Origin of the sequence: Mucilaginibacter limnophilus (genome assembly GCF_004005815.1) — a bacterium.
Taxonomy (GTDB): Bacteria; Bacteroidota; Bacteroidia; order Sphingobacteriales; family Sphingobacteriaceae; genus Mucilaginibacter; species Mucilaginibacter limnophilus.
The window spans coordinates 48326-66290 of sequence record NZ_SACK01000009.1; the positions used below are offsets into that span (position 1 = coordinate 48326).

Sequence of the window (17965 nt, forward strand, 5' to 3'; positions counted from 1 at the left end):
ATAAACCAGGAGCCTTTTTTGTTTTAACTATGGTAACGTGGAGTACAATTGTAAAATTTCATATTATTTAATGAATAAACCCTTGACAATGTGAAATTTACAATATAATTTTATGCTCCCCTAATTAAACTGAGCATGATCCGACAAAGATTTAAGCGAGTTCTGCTTGTCGCACCCGACAATCCGCCAAGGCGATTAGCTGCTGAATATCAGCACGTAACACACGTATCTGATGTTAGTCGTTTATTCCCGGTAATATTTGAGCTGAAGCCCGACCTGATCTTGTTTGATTACAGCCATGTTAAAAAGGATATCGAGCCTTTAGTGCGCCGACTGCGCATGAACACATTCTACAAAAAAACCAAAATCTGCTGCTACAAGCCTGATGCCCATACCGCTACTGACGAATTGCTAAAAGCTATTGGTGTAAATTATTTTGTCTATCCTGAAAATCTGTCGACAGAAAGTACAGAGCAGGTGAACATTTTTACTGCCATACTCGATGCTTCACTGATGCGTGTATTGGCTAAAGTAGCGCAATAGCGCTTATGGTGTTATTTAGCTTTCAGATTATCCAGCATATTTTTCACCAGCCCCGCCAAATCGAATTCCGGTTGCCAGCCCCAGTCGGCGCGTGCTTCGCTGTCGTCAATTGATTTTGGCCAGCTATCGGCAATAGCCTGCCTTGGATCACTCTCTGCATAGCTGATCTTAAAATTCGGTATATGTTTTTTGATCTCATTAGCCAGTTGTTCGGGCGTAAAGCTAATACCGGCAAGGTTGTATGCCGAGCGTATCTTAATCTCCTCTGCCGGGGCATTCATCAGCATTAAAGTAGCGCGTATAGCATCGTCCATATGCATCATAGGCAGCTCGGTTTGTGCCGAAAGAAAGCTCTGGTATTCGCCATTTACCAGTGCTTCATGAAAAATATGCACGGCATAATCGGTAGTACCTCCACCCGGTGCCGACCGCCAGCCTATTAAACCCGGATAACGCAGGCTTCGTACATCAAGGCCATACCTTTGGTGGTAGTATTCACACCAGCGCTCACCTGCAAGTTTGCTGAAACCATAAACGCTGTTTGGATCCATCACACAATATTGCGGCGTATTTACCCTTGGCGAATGCGGCCCGAAAACAGCTATTGAGCTTGGCCAGAAAACTTTTGCGGTTTTATATTCAAGGGCAAGGTCGAGCACATAGATCAGCCCGTCCATATTCAGTTCCCAGGCAAGTTTGGGTTTTTGTTCGCCTACGGCAGAAAGAATGGCCGCCAGCAGGTATACCTGGGTTGGTTGATATTTTTCGAACACAGCACGCAGGTTTGCTTCGTCGGTAACGTTCACCAGTTCAAACGGCGCATTGTGCCGTACGGTTTCTGATTCGCGTATGTCGCCGGCGATAACGTTCTCGCAGCCATAAGTTTCGCACAATGCACGCACCAGTTCGGTACCAATTTGTCCGTTGGCGCCGATAACTAAAATTTTTTCGGTCATGAGGTTAATATGCCGCAAAGTTAAACAATTGCTTTTATCAAGCTGTATTGTAACGTTATTAACACATCTGCAGACATTAAGTGCGAAAAATTTCGCATATTTGAATTTGTTAGCTGACCGTGTTAACAAATTAACTTTAAAAACGAAGCTTTGCGTTGCATCCGTAAAACTTTAACACAAACAAATTTTTAAAAAAAGAAATGAAAGTCGCAGTAGTAGGTGCCACAGGATTGGTGGGCACTAAAATGTTGCAGGTTCTCGCAGAACGCAACTTCCCGGTAACAGAATTAATCCCCGTAGCTTCAGAAAAAAGTGTTGGTAAAGAAATCACTTTTAAGGGTAAGCAGTATAAGGTGGTTTCTGTTGAGGATGCGATTAAACAGAAACCCAATGTCGCCTTGTTTTCAGCAGGGGGCAGCACTTCATTGGCTCAGGCGCCTTTGTTTGCCGATGCCGGTATTACCGTTATTGATAATTCATCAGCCTGGCGTATGGATCCAACCAAAAAACTGGTTGTGCCCGAAGTTAACGCCGACGTGTTAACCGCTGAAGATAAAATTATTGCAAACCCTAACTGCTCAACTATACAAATGGTTGTGGCGTTAAAGCCTTTGCACGAAAAATATAAAATTAAACGTGTTGTGGTATCAACCTACCAATCAGTAACAGGTACTGGTGTTAAGGCTGTCGACCAGTTGTTTAACGAGCGTAAGGGCATCGACGGGCCAAAAGCTTATCCGTATACTATCGACCTAAATGTAATTCCTCAAATTGATGTGTTTACCGAGAACGGTTACACCAAAGAGGAAATGAAAATGATACTGGAAACCAAAAAAATAATGGGCGATGACAGCATCAAAGTAACAGCCACCACAGTACGTATCCCGGTAATGGGCGGTCACTCTGAGTCGGTTAACATTGAGTTTGAAAACGATTTTGACCTGGCCGAAGTACGCGAACTGTTAAGCAACGCCCCGGGTGTTGTAGTTACCGACGATGTAGCCAACCTGAAATACCCAATGCCGCTTGACGCGCATGACAAGGACGAAGTTTTTGTAGGCCGTATCCGTCGTGACGAAACCCAGCCGAATACGTTGAACTGCTGGATAGTGTCAGACAACCTGCGTAAAGGTGCCGCTACCAATGCTATACAGATAGCTGAATATTTGGCTGCTAAAAATTTGATAGGACAAGAAGTGGAAGTGTAGATTCCCTAGCCTCTTTAAGGGGGAGTTATAGACTTAAAAGGGATAGCCGGTTGGTTATCCCTTTTTGTTTACTTTAGTGTTATGAAAATACCTAAACTTATATTGCTCATCTGTTACTTACCGGTATTTACTGCTGCACAAAGTGTAACGAAACTTGAAGCCGACTTGTTAAGAGCATTTGATAGAATTGATTATTGGTATCAAAATAGAAGCAATCCCGGTGGTGATGATTCTCTTGAAAACGCAAATGTTGTATTCGGGAAGAAACTAAAAAATTATACAGGAAAATATTCCTTTACTATAAGTCATCCTTTTAATCAGTTAACCAAAGCCGGTTTAAAAGTCGTTACTTCGGCTGATGGTTTGCTTAGAATTTATTCATGGGACACCAGCCTTGGCGGTACTATGCATAAGTTTAGAAACATTGCTCAATATAAGTCTGGAACTAAAGTTTATTCAACACTTTTAATTACTGATAAGGCCGGATTTGAGCCTTTTTATTCAGATATTTACCCTATTAATACAGAGGAAAAAACCTATTATCTAAGTATAAATAAAAGTATTTTATCAAGTGCATATCTTGTTCAAGGTGTTAGGGTATTTACGATAGAGCATGACAAGCTTAACATTAACGCCAAATTGATAAAAACAAAGTCGGGCTTAAATTATCGTTTAGATGTTGATTCCGATTTAAGTGCTGATGTTAATAAAGGGATAGGCGAGCAGCCAGAGTTGCAATTTTATCCTAAAACGCAGGCTTTAAAAGTTCCTTTGATTACATCTAAAGGGAAGATCACTAATAAATTTATCGTTTACAAATTCACCGGCAAATACTTCGAACGTATAAAGTAAATTAGTTGCCTAAGCATCTTTCTGACGTTTAGCCAGCCAGCGTACCAACAGGTGGTATAGTAGCACAAACAGCGCCCCGGCAATTATACTTTTTACAAATGCTACACCAAATTGTTGGTTAAATATTAATGTGTAAACCGCTGCCATTATAGCTGTGTACACAATAAACATGATGATATATCGCTTTGTCATGATGTTGTTTTAATAGCTGCCAATTTAGTAAGTTTAAAAACCATACCGGCTGCTAACTGTAGTTTATTTATCTATAAAAACATACATTATGGCAAGTTTAAATAATCGTAAGGTGGCTATCCTTACCGAAGAAGGGTTTGAGCAGGTAGAGTTAACAAGCCCCAAAGAAGCGCTACTGGAAGCGGGCGCTACAGTGCATATTATATCGCCTAAAGGCGGTAAAATAAAAGCATGGAACCATACCGACTGGGGCATTGAGATAGATGTGGATGTTGAGCTGAGCAACGCAAGTCCGGATGATTACGACGCATTGGTTTTACCGGGCGGCGTATTAAACCCCGATAAGCTGAGAACGAATAAAGACGCGGTGGCTTTTGCATCAGCGTTTTTAGATGAAGGCAAGCCGGTTGCGGCAATTTGCCACGGTCCGCAATTGCTGATTGAAACAGGTTTGATAAATGGTCGCAAGCTTACATCATTCCCATCGCTGCAAACCGATTTGAAAAACGCCGGAGCTGATTGGGTTGATGAAGAAGTAGTAGTTGACAATGGCCTTGTAACCAGCCGTAAACCCGACGATCTGGATGCATTCAACCGCAAGACCATTGAAGAAATAGGCGAAGGTATTCACGACTAATCTTTTTGAACAAATTAAACAAACATTAACCTATCCATGTCTTCACATCACGTAGTACGCGAAAAACAGGAACCCGCATTGCTGGTGCTGGGCATGGATAGCTTTGATGATGAATTGCTTGGCCAGTTGCTTGAATGGAGCCCTACCGTAATAGTTACTGAAGATACCGCCGAACAGGTACACGCCCGGGGAATTAAGATCGATTGCATAATTTCAAATGATGAAAATGGAGAACTGCAATCAGACATAAAATATTTGCCGGCTGGAAATGATACCCTTACTGAAGCTGCGCTAAAATATCTGGTGACACATAACTACCCGGCAGTTAATATCGTTACCGACGAACTTCAATTAAAAGATGTTATATTTTTTGCGGATAAGATAAACCTGGTGATTTATAACGCGGGCAGAAAAATATATGCAGTAAACAGTGGTTTTAATAAATGGAAACCCGCCGGCGAGATAATTGAACTGCTTGTGCATCCGCATCAACTGCACACCGGCGGGCTCGAGCATATAAATAATAACCGCTTCAAAACTACTCACGATGGCTTTTTTAGCCTGCAGTTTGATCAGCCGTTTATATTTATTGCCGAAGAGATAGCTTAAAGGCCGTAATATTCTATCGGGTCAACATCCTCTTCCTGCTTATTAGTAAGGGCATTTTCTTGCTGATCGATAGCTTCTATCACTTTTGTTTGTTCATCGGTGTTGAATGATGCAGCTTCGTTGGGCTGATTGTTTTCGTTTTCAGCCGGATTGGGCTGGCTGTTGTTTGTACTTTCCATAATTTGGTCAAATTGGTAAACAAACAATAACATGTAAAGCTGAAAATTGTTTTAACATATTGATTTATAGGATGGTATTGAATTAAATGGTGCCTTAAAAATAATTTATAGTATATTAAACCGTTTAGGTGTTTTGTAGTCTATATAAACATCAGCATGCTCATGCTGAAGAGCTAATTAATTATTTACATGAAAAGATCATATAGAAATTTGCTTTACATTGCCTTAAGCGGCCTTTTGATGTCGTTTACAGTGTTTGATGCCAGTGCCCAGCGCGGCTCACGCAGTGGCGGTGGCGGCGGGGGAGTGCGTAGTGGTGGCGGCGGCAGCGTAGGCGTTTCCCGTTCGTTTGGTGGCGGTGGTGGAGGCCGTCCTTCTTTTAGCAGTCCGTCAAGGCCGTCATATAGTGGTAGTTCAGGTTTACCATCGCGTTCGCCAAGAGGAAGCAGCGGCGTTTATTCAGGCCAGCGCCCTTCGGTTTCACGTGGTTACAGCCCGTCTGTGGGTGCAACGCGCTCGCCAAGAGGCAGCTACTCAAATCCCGACGCTACACGTACCTCTCCTTACCGCGGTGGGTATTACAACCGTGGCCGTTATTATGGCAACCGATATTATGGTAACAGGTACTACGGCAACCGTTATTATGGTAACAGGTATTATGGCCGTTACTACCGCGGGTTCTACTATCCGTACCGTGGATTTTACAGCTCATACTATCTGCCACAAATTGGTTTTAGCATAGGCGTTTTACCTTATGGATACTACCCATTCTGGTGGAACAATGTGCAATACTATTACAGCGATGGCTTGTACTATCAACAGCAAGACGACCAATATACCGTTGTTGAGCCGCCCGTTGGCGCTGAGATTAAAGAGCTGCCATCAAAAGCACAGTCGATAGTTATAAACGGTATTCAATACTACGAGCTTAATGGTGTGTATTATCAGCCGGTAACTAAAGATGATGGTACTGTAGTTTATCAAATTGCCGGTAAAGACGGTGAGTTAAATACCGAAGAAGGTTATGACGAGCAGTTGCCACTGGTTGGCGACATTGAAGCAGAGCTTCCTGAGGGTAGCCGCAAGGTTAAACTTAACGGCGAAAAGCTTTTCATTTCTCCTGATGGTGTATATTACAAAGAAGACCGTGATGCTAACGACAATAAGGTTTACCGTGTAGTTGGCGTTCCTTCTGAAACTGATGAAGCGCCTGCAGGTGATAACGACAATTAAGTATTAGTGATTAAAGTGACCATAGTTAATGGGTAAAGGAATTGTTTCTTTACCCATTTTTTATGGAAATTTTAAAACAATACTACTTCATGGTTAATTCTTTTCTAAAAGGAGTATAAGCTATGGAAAACCACGAAGAACTTATAAAAAAACTACTTGACTGTGCGTTGGCCTGTGAGCATTGCGCTACTATGTGCCTGCAAGAAGAGGATGTAAAAATGATGGCCGGCTGCATCAGCCTCGACCGGGATTGCGCCGATATTTGTTTTCAGGCAACCCGATTATTAAAGCGTGACTCGACTTTAGGGCTTCAGTATTTGTTAATTTGTGAAGAGGCATGCCGTTTGTGTGCCGAAGAATGCAGCAAGCATAAGCATGAGCATTGCCAGGCTTGTGCAGCCGCGTGCATAGCGTGCGCTGAAGCATGTCATTTATATCATAAACCGATAAGGCAGGAATAAAATAAGGTTTTAATTAAAGAAACGCTGTTGCCTATAAGCAACGGCGTTTTTTATTTCAAAAATCAAATTAATAATTAACAAATATTAGCTAATTCAGCTTAAAGAGCATTTATTTTTAAAGTATTTTCAAAAAAAGTTAGTTTGTTTTGAAATTTTTATCATATTGCATTAAAATTAGACATGATTAGTCGCAACAATTCAATATTTATCAAATGTTTCTTGATTTTTTCCATGAGTTTGTCATGGATAGGAGAAACATTTGCCGGAATTGAATCTAAAAAAGCTGCTTTGTCTGTAAAAAAAGCATTGAAAGTCGGATCAAAATCTCTTTTATTGAAAAATCATTCAGGTAATAATGGTTTCACTACAATAAAATCTGAAAAGGTTAGCAATGGAATTGTACTACCAGATGTATTTGTTCAACCCTTCATTTTGCAGGTATGCTCAATAAATACTTTACCACTTACCGGGACGAGTGGTGATTGTTTAAAAAAGCAAATCCTTTTTCCGCATCATGGCTTTTGGTGAATAGCAAAGTAATAAAAAGCACACAACAGAATAACTTATCAAATAACCCTAACTAAAAACTATAACAATGAAAAAAATCCTACCCTTTTTACTGCTTATTGTAGTAGTAGTATTGGCACTGCTGTACCCCGGTACAATGGTAGCCGATAAACCAACCCCTGCCGACAAAGCCGACACCGCCTGGCTGCTTATCTCAACAGCGCTAGTATTGTTAATGACACCCGGCCTTGCTTTCTTTTACGGTGGCATGGTGCGCAAAAAGAACGTAATTTCTACCATGCTTCAAAGCTTTGTGTGTATGGGCCTTATCACCATTATTTGGGTGGTATTCGGTTTCAGCCTTGCTTTCGGTGAAGATATCGGCGGTGGTTTCTTAGGTAACCCGGCTTCTTTCTTTATGATGCAAAACACCACAGGCGTACTTTGGGGCACAATACCGGTAATCCTGTTCGCTATGTTCCAGTTAAAATTCGCGGTAATTACACCAGCGCTTATCACCGGCGCATTTGCCGAGCGTATCCGCTTTAACTCATACCTGATATTCATAACCCTGTTTATTATCATCATCTACGCGCCGCTTGCACACGCAACCTGGCATCCTGATGGCTACTTTTTTAAATTAGGCGTTTTGGATTTTGCCGGCGGTACTGTAGTACACATGTCGGCTGGCTGGGCTGCATTGGCATCAGCTATCTACCTTAAAAAACGTAACGAAGAAGCACACACTCCTGCACGTATCAGCTATGTAATATTAGGTACAGGCTTACTATGGTTCGGCTGGTTCGGTTTCAACGCGGGTTCGGCATTAGGCGCTAACGAACTGGCTTCAACAGCTTTAGCTACAACCACTACCGCTTCTGCAGCTGCAGCAATTTCATGGATATTCTTTGATATGCTTCGCGGTAAAAAACCTTCAGCTTTAGGTGCTTGTATTGGTGCTGTAGTTGGCTTGGTGGCTATTACGCCTGCCGCAGGTTTCGTTACTGTATCAAGCTCATTGGTTATAGGTATCGTTGCTGCTGTGGTAAGTAACCTGGTAGTAATCTGGAGAACTAAAACCAACATCGATGATACGCTTGACGTATTCCCTTGCCACGGTGTGGGTGGTATGATGGGTATGATATTAACTGGTGTATTTGCTACAAAAAGTGTTAACGGTGCAGGTGCCGAAGGCTTGTTCTACGGTTCTACCGAATTGTTTGTAAAACACCTTATCGCGCTGGTTGCGGTATCGGCATTTGCTTTTGTAGGTTCATTTATCCTGCTGAAAGTAACCGACCTGATAAGCCCGCTGCGTGTTACTCCTGAAGAAGAGCTTGTTGGTTTGGACGTTAGCCAGCACGACGAAGAACTATAAAAACTAATAAATATTAACTGACCACTATATTTATTTATCAGGCTGTGCCCGCAAGGCACAGCCTTTTTGTTTGTAATGCGCCTATATTTGTAAGGATGAGACTGAAGTACTTCTGCCTTGTATTGTTAATCGTGACTTTTAAGTCACCGGCTACAGCCCAGCAACTGCGCGTTGCCGTGGCTGCAAATCTGCAGGGTGTTATAAAAGCGCTTCAGGCTGATTTTAAACAACGGACAGGTATTTCGGCTGAAGTGGTTACCGGCTCATCGGGAACTCTGGTGGCGCAAATAAATAACGGTGCTCCTTATGATGTTTTCCTTTCTGCTGATATGCAGTTTGCCGATGCTTTGTTTAAAAATGGCATGGCAACGGCTCAACCAAGGGTGTATGCATCAGGTAGTCTTATTATTTGCAGCACCTTACATCAGTCACTTAAAAACTGGCAAAAGCTGCTATTGTCATCACAAACGAAAAATATCGCGATAGCCAACCCTGCAACCGCGCCTTATGGTAAGGCTGCTGAAGAAGCGCTTAGCAAAGCCGGCGTTCTTGATAAGGTAAAAAGCAAGATCGTGTACGGTGAAAGTATCTCGCAGGTGAACACCTACATCAACACCGGTGTCGCTGATATTGCATTTACGTCACAGTCGTTTGTGAAAGACGTGCCTGCCAGCCTGAAACTATACTGGCAACAGGTTCCAAAAAAGGCTTATGCGCCTATAGAACAAGGTATGGTATTACTAAAACGTGCGCAAGGCAACGAAGCCGCAAAAAAATTCTATCAGTATATTTTAAGTTCTGGCGCTAAGCGCATTTTTAAAAAATACGGCTACAACGTTTAATTATGGACTTAGCACCTATATGGCTTACCTTAAAACTGGCGGCAATTACTACCCTGCTGTTACTATTGATCGGCCTGCCGTTGGGTTGGTGGTTGTACAAAGGCCGTTCAGTACAAAAACTGATCATCGAAGCGCTTATTACCATGCCGCTGGTGCTGCCGCCGTCGGTACTGGGATTTTATTTGCTGCTGGCGTTTAGTCCGCAAAATGGGTTTGCTAAGTGGCTGCATCAGGCATTTAACATACAACTGGTATTTTCCTTTCAGGGATTGGTGCTGGCATCTGTAATTTACAGCATGCCGTTTATGGTAGGGCCGGTGAGGTCGGCATTGCAGCAATTGCCTGCATCATTGGCACAGGCATCATATACGTTAGGCAAAACCCGGTTTCAAACCTTTATACATGTGCTGCTGCCAAATATAAAGCCATCGCTTGTTATGGCTATTGTGCTTACGTTTGCACATACATTAGGTGAGTTTGGGGTGGTACTGATGATAGGCGGAAACATTCCGGGCGTAACCCGGGTGGCGTCGATAGCGGTATATGATGCCGTTGAGCAAATGGATTATGCAGCCGCCGGAAATTATTCGCTGATATTGTTCGCCATAACTTTTGTTATGCTGATATCGGTATTCATCTACAATAAATCGCAAGTTAAAAGCCCGCTCAAATGATCAGCATTAACATTACAAAGAAACTGAGAGGGCATGGCGGACAGCTGGTTTTGTATGTGACCAAGCAATTTGTGCCGGGTAGCGTCACCAAAATTTACGGACCGTCGGGTGCCGGAAAAACAACTTTTTTAAAGATCATTGCAGGATTAATTACTCCTGATGAGGGATGTATTACAGTTAACGGCATTGCCTGGGCAGACACAAACAAGCGTATTAATCTTCCTGCACAAAAACGCCGAACAGGTTTTGTTTTCCAAGACTATGCTTTGTTTCCGAATATGACAGTGAAGCAGCACCTGCAATACGCTACCAACGATGCGAAATGGATAGCCGAACTATTAATGTTAGGCAAGCTGGATAATTTATCTGATCAAAAACCGCTATACCTTTCAGGCGGGCAGCAGCAGCGCCTGGCGGTATTACGTGCACTCGCCATTAAACCGGATATATTATTAATGGACGAGCCTTTTTCGGCGTTAGACAACCGTACCAAAACAGAACTTATAGCTGAACTTGTTGAAATATTTAAGCAATTGAATTGCACTGTTTTTATCGTCAGTCATAACCGCCATGAACTGGATGCATTTGCCGGTGAAGAGATATGTATTGGCGAAGAGTAATATTCAGCGTTCAATATACAGGGATAATACTTCATATATGGAGGCTATAAATATCGTTAAATCCCTTAAGCTTTCTCACAATCACGTCTCATATCTTCCAGCCATTGTGTTGCAGGCGTTATATCCTCGAAGGTTTTAATAATGATATCAGCTTTTATACTATCAATGGTAAGATCGGCAGCAAGGCGGCTGAATGTGCTTGATGAATATACCCATGCCAGATATTTAAGGCCGCCTTTTTCCATTATAAGAAAAAATTCATTTCCTACCCAGTCTACAGCGTCCTCCCAGCTACCCATAACTTTGGTATTGTCATTCAGTACCATAATGCAGTTATGCTTTGTAAGCGCTTCGATAACTTTGAAGCACCCGGCTTTTATACTGTGCAGGCTATGAAACCCACGCCAGGCAATATGCAGATAATGTCCGTCTTCAATATATTTTATTTCAACACCCGGGTCGGTAAGCATCTGGTAATCGCAAACGCTGCCTGTTTTAAAGGCCGAGAGGTTTGACATCGGGAACCTGATGCTAAAGGTTGAGCCTTTATCCTGCCTGCTTTCAACCCAAATGCTGCCGTTATGCCGCCGGGTAACTTCAGCTACTTTGGCTAAACCCTCACCAAGCTCACGAACCAGTTCTTTTTTGGTAAAGCTAAGGAATATACGGTTTACAAACCGGGCATCCATGCCAATCCCGAAATCCTGCACTGCCAATACTATATTTTGATTTATCACCTTAAGCGTAACCGTAACATGGCTATATTCGGGCGAATATTTAATAGCGTTTTCAAGCAGGCTTTCAATAGCAATCTTTATTCCTTGTTTGTTGCCGTAATACATCACATTTTCATCGTTCTGTAAAACAAGGTCATGATAAGGTGTACGGCTTTGATATTCTCTGATGATATCTTCAAGCAATCCTTTAAACGAAAACTCTTCCATCGCGAAAGCAACTTCACTTAAGTTTTCACCATCATTTACCTTACGGTTTATCTTTTTTATAACCTCGTCAAGTTCCAGGCTACACACCTGTATTTGTTCGGCTACTACTTTAAACTCTTCAGCACCGATCAGGTTTTCTTTTATGAGGCTGGTTAATCCAAGCAAACTGGCTACCGGTTTACGTATGTAGTGCGAGTTAAGAAAGGAAACCTCCTTCAATTGGTCGATCTTTTCAAGCAATGCTTCCTGAGAACGCTTAATGTGGGTAACATCCCTGAAGTGTACCAAAACACCGTCTTCACCGGGGTAGGCATTGGTAAAAAACCATTTCTGTAATGGCCAGAAATAGTCGGTAAACTCAACGTTCACCCGTTCATATATCGCCTTTTCCAGGTTAACATGAAAATCTGAGTTCATAATATCAGGGAATACTTCCCATATGTTTTTGCCTATAACATACTCGCGGGTATAGCCAATAAGTTTTTCGGCAGCGTTATTCCAATAAGTAAAATTTAAATTATTGTCCAGCTGAAAAAAACCGATACTGGTGCTGTCGAGCAGTTTGTCGAGCTTTGATTGAGTTAGCTGCAGTTTGCCTTGCATGGCTTTTTGAGCGTCAATATTTTGAGTTTGTACCAACCGTGCTTGCCGGCCATTAAAAGTGAGCGGATAAGTTATCAGCTCTACATTCAGAATGACATTATCGCGGGTACGGTGCCTGAATTCTCCGTTGCTTGCAACTTCACCGGGGGATATATTTATATTTTTTATCGCTTGCTCCAAAAAGACGATGTCTTCAGGCGGTCGTAATTCTTTTATACTTTTTCCTATAAATTCTTCGCGTGTATAACCATAACGCTTTACAGCAGCATCGTTTACCTCAAGTATCTGTAAGGTTTCGGTGTCATAAATCCACATAGGCTGCGGACTTGAATAAAAAAGTATATTGAAATCATTCATGAGCGATTGCAACTTCCGCTAATAAAAGTAATCAAACATTTATTAGGTTTAACTATTACGAAACTGAATGAAATGAACAGTATGCCAATTTTATTGAATAGTGTGTGCATAACACTATATAAAAAAATTTATACATTTGTCTGCCTGTTTGGCTATTTATAGCACTACAGGATATGATTGGCGCTTGATAAATACATTTACGGCTGCCGATCATCACTTGATTTGGCTTTTTTTCAATAAAAAGTATAGTTTAATTTAATTGGTTACCCGCTAAGCGCGAGGCTTGGCGGGTTGTTTTTTTATAGACATTTGGATATGCGCTATTTTATCTTATGCGCAGTTACACCTTCTTTAGTGATTGTAACCGGAAGGATGAAACCCTGTTCATCAAAATAAAGTTTATCTATACAGGTAACACGATGGTTGCCGTTGGTTTCGGTTAAAGGGCGGCGGTGATAAATAATGTACCATTCATCAGTGCCCGGTACATTTATTACCGAATGGTGCCCGGCGCCTGTTGCAATTGCCGGATCCTGCTTTAAAATGGTATTAATGCGTTTGAAAGGGCCTGTCGGTGAATCACCAATAGCATAAGCCACCCGGTAATCAGGTCCTGTCCACCCACCTTCTGACCACATAAAGTAATATTTGCCTTTCCGCTTAAACATTACCGGTCCTTCTACATAACCTTCAGGCGTGATCTTTTTAAAAGTTTCACCATTTTCAAACGGAACAAAGCCGGTGAAATCTTTATTCAGTTTAGCAATGTTGCACTGGCCCCATCCGCCATAAATAATGTAGTAAGTATTTTTATCCTTAAAAATGAACTGATCGATAGGCTGTGCCTTGTTATATATCTTATCAATAAGCGGTTTACCCAGGTAATCCTTAAATGGCCCGGCCGGATTATCAGCTACTGCAATGCCTATGCCGCCGTACTCATTGTTATTCTGAATGTCATTAGCTCCGAAAAAAAGGAAATACTTGTTATCCTTTTTTACAATGGCAGGCGCCCACAATGCACGCTTAACCCATTTTATGGCTGAGGTATCAACTATATTGCTATGCTTTGTCCAGTGCACAAGGTCGGTTGATGAAAATGCATCAAATTTTACCTGCTCGTCATATGGAGCCGAGTAGGTAGGGTATACCCAATATGTTTTATCAAATACCACAGCCTCTGGGTCGGCATACCATCCCTGAAAAATAGGATTGCCCGACTTTTCCTGAGCACTTACCTCAGATACAATAGATAAAAAAGCTAAACAGCTTAATACAGCAAGTTTACGTATCATGGTTTTGAAGCTGGCTTGTTAGGGGTATGTTGTTTATTAGGGCCTTTCTTTTTGAAATTTTTCTTCCTGCGGTTATCGCGGCCACCGGTACGCTCTTTAAATACAGGCGCTTCGCCAAGCTCTTCGGGCAAAGGTTTTTGATCGATAGTACGGTCGATCAGTTTTTCAATGCTTTTAAAGCGACGGAAGTCGCGCTCGTTAACCAAGGTAATAGCAGTACCTGTAGTAGCAGCACGTGCCGTACGGCCAATACGGTGAATATAATCTTCCGGATCAGGCGGAACGTCGTAATTCAGCACCAAATCAATACCTTCAACATCAATACCCCGGGAAAGTGCATCGGTACCGATAATGATTGGCAGACTTTTATTTTTAAAATCACGTAATATATCTTCTCGCTCGGTCTGCTCAAGGTCGCTATGAAAAGCGGCGATTTTGAAGTCCTTTTTTAGTTCTTTATAAACTGCCTTAACCTTTTCTTTGGTTGATGAAAAGATGATGATGCTGTTATAATTGCCATTCTTAAGCAGCAGCTTTACCAGCGGCGTTTTTTGCTGATCGGCTACCTGGTAAACCTGCTGATCTATACCAACTGCAGGCTGCGAAATAGCGATGTTTATTTGCTGCGGATTATGGAGTACCGATTTGGCAAGCGTGCGTATGCGTGGCGGCATGGTTGCCGAAAACAACAGCGTTTGCCGTTTTTTAGGCAGATAGCTGATAATGCGCATAATGTCATCATAAAAGCCCATATCCAGCATCCGGTCGGCCTCGTCAAGCACCAGGTGCTTTATTTGGTTCAGCTTTAGTATACCTGATGTCAGGTGCGCAATCAGCCTGCCGGGTGTCGCAATAATGATGTTCACATTATTTTGTATTCCCCGGCGCTGCTGCTCATACACAATACCGTCGCCGCCGCCAAAAACCGCCAGCGAACTTATACCCGCAAAATAAGCCAGACCTTCTACCTGCTGGTCTATTTGCTGCGCCAGCTCACGCGTAGGTGTAAGTATCAGTACGGTGGTATGGTGCTCATGCGATTTTGCTATCTGATCTAAAATTGGCAGCAAAAACGCCCCGGTTTTACCGGTACCGGTTTGCGCGCACGCTATCAGATCCTCTCCACCCATTATAACCGGAATGGCCATTTCCTGTATAGGCGTAGGCTGTTTAAAGCCCATGCTTAAAATGCCTTCCAGTACTTGCTCGTCAAAATTAAAGTCGTGAAATGTCACAGTATGAATTAAATTATGGCAAGATACATAAAATTTAAATGGCTATCCTCCGGGCTTACCTTGGGGCAGGTGTTTAGGTATCGTCTTTTTTACAAGCATGGTTTTAATTTGCAGTTTATGTAAATAAAAAAGCAATATATTTACCGCAACCTAACAAGCAAAAACTACTATTTATTTAGATATGAAAAAATTACTGCCCGGCCTGGTTGCCATTTTATTTACCTGCACCCAAACTTTCGCGCAAACCACCAACACGCTTACCGCGAAAGAGCAAAAAGAAGGATGGGTATCATTATTCGACGGAAAGACCACCGGCGGATGGCATACCTACAACAAAGGTGTAGCCGGAGACGCGTGGACTGTTGCCGACGGCGTTTTACAATTAAACACCGGTGCCGAAGGCCGTGGCGACATCATCACTGATAAAGAATATGAAAATTACGAACTGGCGCTCGACTGGAAGATAGCCGAAGGCGGCAACAGCGGTATAATTTTCGATGTGAACGAAGATCCGAAATATAGCTATTCGTTTTTAACCGGTATTGAAATGCAGATACTGGATAACGAAAAAGCTGAAGACAACAAACTGGCCAACCATCTTGCAGGATCATTATATGACCTAATTCCAGCCGGAAAAGCAGCAAACCCTGCCGGACAGTGGAACAGCATCAAAATCCGTAAAGACCATGGCAAACTTACTTTCTGGCTTAACGGCAGCAAAGTAGTTAATGTGCAAATGGGCAGCGCCGATTGGAAAGCGTTAGTTGAAAAAAGCAAATTCAAAAGCATGCCCGATTGGGCAACATACGGAAAAGGCCACATTGCGTTGCAGGACCATGGCAACGCGGTTTATTTCCGTAACATAAAATTGAAACAGTTATAATGAGGACGCCTGCCTATGAGCGATTTTCAGATAAAAAAATCAACCGTTGTTTATGATGCCGTAATTGTTGGCTCGGGCGCGGGTGGTGGTATGTCGGCTTATGTGCTGGCACACGCCGGGTTAAAAGTGTTACTGCTTGAGGCAGGGCCTTTTTTTGATCCTGCTAAAAACTCAGATCAGTTACGCCCCTCGTGGGAGTCGCCGCGACGAGGTGCAGGTACTACCCGCCCTTTCGGCGATTTTGATGCCGCTTTTGGCGGCTGGCAATTAGAGGGTGAGCCATATACTACAAAAGACGGTACCGATTTTCAATGGTTCCGCTCGCGTATGCTTGGCGGACGTACCAATCACTGGGGGCGTATTTCTTTGCGGATGGGCCCGTATGATTTCAAACCCAAAGATGACATAACCGAGGCCTGGCCATTTACATACGATGAAATAAAGCCTTACTATGATAAGGTTGACCGTTTAATAGGTGTTTTTGGTACGGTTGAAAACCTTGAAAACGAACCCGATGGTATATTTCTACCACCACCGCCGCCACGGCTTCCTGAACTTTTTATAAAAAAGGCCGCGCAAAAAGCCGGTGTAACAGTAATACCCAGTCGTGGCTCGGTGCTTACTCAGCCATTGCCGGGAAATAATGATCGCGGCGCTTGCTTTTATTGCGGACAATGTAACCGCAGCTGTAAGGTGTATGCTGATTTCTCTGCGTCATCATGTTTGGTTATACCCGCGCTTAAAACAGGTAACCTTCAGGTAATCTCTAACGCAATGGTGCGTGAAGTGCTTACCGATAAAGAAGGTAATGCCACAGGTGTATCGTACGTTAACAAGGATGATATGCTTGAGTACCAGGTGCGTGCCAAAGTGGTTGTACTGGGTGCCAGCGCATGTGAATCGGCAAGGTTGCTGCTTAACTCAAAATCTGCAGCGCATCCGGGTGGTTTAGCTAATGAAAGCGGCGTGATAGGTAAATACCTGCATGATTCAACAGGATCAAGCATGGTGGGTTTCCTTCCGCAATTGCTTGACAGAAAACGTTATAACGAAGATGGTGTAGGCTCTCTGCACCTCTACTCACCATGGTGGCTTGATAATAAAAAACTTGATTTTCCACGCGGATATCATATTGAATTTAGTGGCGGTATGCGCATGCCTTCATACGGTTATATGGCAGGTATACATACCATGAACGGTATGGTACCCGGCCGTGACGGAAAAATGAAAGAAGCGGGTGGCTACGGCGCTGAATTGAAGAACGACTACCGCAGATTTTTCGGGACAGGTGTTTACCTTGCCGGGCGCGGGACCGCAATAGCTCGTAAAGATAATTACTGTGAGATAGACCCCGACGTGGTTGATAAGTTTGGCATACCTGTACTGCGCTTCCATTACAAATGGGCGTCTGAAGAATACAAGCAAGCCAGGCACATGCAGGATACCTTTAAAGAGATTATGCATAACATGGGCGCCATTGGTTATGTGCACCAAGGCGCTGATACCGGTTACGGGCTTGAAGCCCCCGGCAAGATCATACATGAAGTAGGTACTGTACGTATGGGCGATGACCCTAAACGTTCGGCGCTTAACAGGTGGTGCCAGGCGCATACCTGTAAAAACCTTTTTGTTGTTGATGCCGCTCCGTTTGTACAGCAGGGTGATAAAAATGCCACCTGGACAATACTCGCACTATCAATGCGTACATCTGAATACATTGTATCGCAACGCAAAAAACTGAACATCTAAACACTATA

At 42.9% G+C, this 17965-nt stretch carries 20 protein-coding genes; 14 read left to right on the plus strand and 6 right to left on the minus strand.

Translation table 11 applies throughout. The features are described 5' to 3' along the window. The first annotated feature begins 135 nt into the window (after window positions 1-135). Window positions 136-543 carry a hypothetical protein gene (locus EOD41_RS17460; RefSeq protein ID WP_127707328.1) on the plus strand — a complete coding sequence of 136 codons (408 nt, stop codon included), beginning with the start codon at window positions 136-138 and terminating at the stop codon, window positions 541-543. A gap of 11 nt (window positions 544-554) precedes the next feature. On the opposite strand, the gene EOD41_RS17465 is transcribed toward EOD41_RS17460, so the two are convergent. Next, window positions 555-1499: an NAD-dependent epimerase/dehydratase family protein gene (locus EOD41_RS17465; RefSeq protein WP_127707330.1), complete on the minus strand. Its 945-nt coding sequence runs from the start codon at window positions 1497-1499 to the stop codon at window positions 555-557. Window positions 1500-1699: 200 nt separating this feature from the next. On the opposite strand from EOD41_RS17465, the gene EOD41_RS17470 reads away from it, so the two are divergent. Together EOD41_RS17470 and EOD41_RS17475 are read left to right on the plus strand one after the other, a co-directional pair. Further along, window positions 1700-2707: an aspartate-semialdehyde dehydrogenase gene (locus EOD41_RS17470; RefSeq protein WP_127707332.1), complete on the plus strand. Its 1008-nt coding sequence runs from the start codon at window positions 1700-1702 to the stop codon at window positions 2705-2707. A gap of 81 nt (window positions 2708-2788) precedes the next feature. Then, window positions 2789-3559 (plus strand): hypothetical protein, encoded by a 771-nt coding sequence (locus EOD41_RS17475; protein ID WP_127707334.1) that lies wholly within the window; start codon window positions 2789-2791, stop codon window positions 3557-3559. A gap of 9 nt (window positions 3560-3568) precedes the next feature. Here the strand turns inward: EOD41_RS17475 and EOD41_RS17480 are convergent, their stop codons facing one another. Beyond that, window positions 3569-3751, minus strand: coding sequence for a hypothetical protein (locus EOD41_RS17480; protein ID WP_127707336.1), 183 nt, complete (start codon window positions 3749-3751; stop codon window positions 3569-3571). Between the two features lie 88 nt (window positions 3752-3839). Between EOD41_RS17480 and EOD41_RS17485 the strand changes: the two genes are divergently transcribed. Both EOD41_RS17485 and EOD41_RS17490 read left to right on the plus strand, forming a co-directional pair. Further along, window positions 3840-4388 (plus strand): type 1 glutamine amidotransferase domain-containing protein, encoded by a 549-nt coding sequence (locus tag EOD41_RS17485; RefSeq protein ID WP_127707338.1) that lies wholly within the window; start codon window positions 3840-3842, stop codon window positions 4386-4388. 36 nt (window positions 4389-4424) lie between these two features. Next, window positions 4425-4997: a thiamine diphosphokinase gene (locus EOD41_RS17490; protein WP_127707340.1), complete on the plus strand. Its 573-nt coding sequence runs from the start codon at window positions 4425-4427 to the stop codon at window positions 4995-4997. Here EOD41_RS17490 and EOD41_RS17495 read toward each other — a convergent pair. Further along, window positions 4994-5176, minus strand: coding sequence for a hypothetical protein (locus EOD41_RS17495; RefSeq protein ID WP_127707342.1), 183 nt, complete (start codon window positions 5174-5176; stop codon window positions 4994-4996). The two genes, EOD41_RS17490 and EOD41_RS17495, sit on opposite strands and share 4 nt — an antisense overlap. A gap of 189 nt (window positions 5177-5365) precedes the next feature. On the opposite strand from EOD41_RS17495, the gene EOD41_RS17500 reads away from it, so the two are divergent. From EOD41_RS17500 to EOD41_RS17530, 7 genes are all read left to right on the plus strand, one after another. Further along, window positions 5366-6409: a DUF6515 family protein gene (locus EOD41_RS17500; protein WP_127707344.1), complete on the plus strand. Its 1044-nt coding sequence runs from the start codon at window positions 5366-5368 to the stop codon at window positions 6407-6409. A gap of 122 nt (window positions 6410-6531) precedes the next feature. Next, entirely contained in the window at window positions 6532-6870 is a 339-nt protein-coding gene (locus tag EOD41_RS17505; RefSeq protein ID WP_127707346.1) for a four-helix bundle copper-binding protein, read from the plus strand. Window positions 6871-7101: 231 nt separating this feature from the next. Then, the gene (locus EOD41_RS17510; protein WP_164849974.1) at window positions 7102-7398 is read left to right on the plus strand and encodes a hypothetical protein; all 297 of its coding nucleotides are present in this window, start codon (window positions 7102-7104) and stop codon (window positions 7396-7398) included. Window positions 7399-7465: 67 nt separating this feature from the next. Further along, the gene (locus tag EOD41_RS17515) at window positions 7466-8755 is read left to right on the plus strand and encodes an ammonium transporter (protein ID WP_127707350.1); all 1290 of its coding nucleotides are present in this window, start codon (window positions 7466-7468) and stop codon (window positions 8753-8755) included. A 131-nt stretch (window positions 8756-8886) separates the two neighbouring features. After that, window positions 8887-9597 carry a molybdate ABC transporter substrate-binding protein gene (modA, locus tag EOD41_RS17520; RefSeq protein ID WP_240663482.1) on the plus strand — a complete coding sequence of 237 codons (711 nt, stop codon included), beginning with the start codon at window positions 8887-8889 and terminating at the stop codon, window positions 9595-9597. A 2-nt stretch (window positions 9598-9599) separates the two neighbouring features. Continuing rightward, a complete protein-coding gene (gene modB / locus EOD41_RS17525; protein ID WP_127707354.1) occupies window positions 9600-10271 on the plus strand; it encodes a molybdate ABC transporter permease subunit in 672 nt (223 codons plus the stop codon). After that, complete coding sequence (locus EOD41_RS17530) at window positions 10268-10891, plus strand: ATP-binding cassette domain-containing protein (RefSeq protein WP_127707356.1); 624 nt, start codon at window positions 10268-10270, stop codon at window positions 10889-10891. The genes modB and EOD41_RS17530 overlap by 4 nt, the downstream gene beginning before the upstream one ends. 65 nt (window positions 10892-10956) lie before the next feature. On the opposite strand, the gene EOD41_RS17535 is transcribed toward EOD41_RS17530, so the two are convergent. From EOD41_RS17535 to EOD41_RS17545, 3 genes are all read right to left on the minus strand, one after another. Beyond that, the gene (locus tag EOD41_RS17535; RefSeq protein WP_127707358.1) at window positions 10957-12795 is read right to left on the minus strand and encodes a PAS domain-containing sensor histidine kinase; all 1839 of its coding nucleotides are present in this window, start codon (window positions 12793-12795) and stop codon (window positions 10957-10959) included. A gap of 320 nt (window positions 12796-13115) precedes the next feature. Beyond that, window positions 13116-14090, minus strand: coding sequence for a glycoside hydrolase family 43 protein (locus EOD41_RS17540; RefSeq protein ID WP_127707360.1), 975 nt, complete (start codon window positions 14088-14090; stop codon window positions 13116-13118). After that, on the minus strand, window positions 14087-15325 hold the full coding sequence (locus EOD41_RS17545) for a DEAD/DEAH box helicase (protein ID WP_127707362.1): 1239 nt from the start codon (window positions 15323-15325) through the stop codon (window positions 14087-14089). Before EOD41_RS17545 ends, EOD41_RS17540 begins: the two co-directional genes overlap by 4 nt. A 181-nt stretch (window positions 15326-15506) precedes the next feature. Between EOD41_RS17545 and EOD41_RS17550 the strand changes: the two genes are divergently transcribed. Beyond that, entirely contained in the window at window positions 15507-16208 is a 702-nt protein-coding gene (locus tag EOD41_RS17550) for a 3-keto-disaccharide hydrolase (RefSeq protein WP_127707364.1), read from the plus strand. A gap of 15 nt (window positions 16209-16223) precedes the next feature. Then, entirely contained in the window at window positions 16224-17957 is a 1734-nt protein-coding gene (locus EOD41_RS17555) for a GMC oxidoreductase (protein WP_127707366.1), read from the plus strand. Window positions 17958-17965 lie beyond the last annotated feature (8 nt).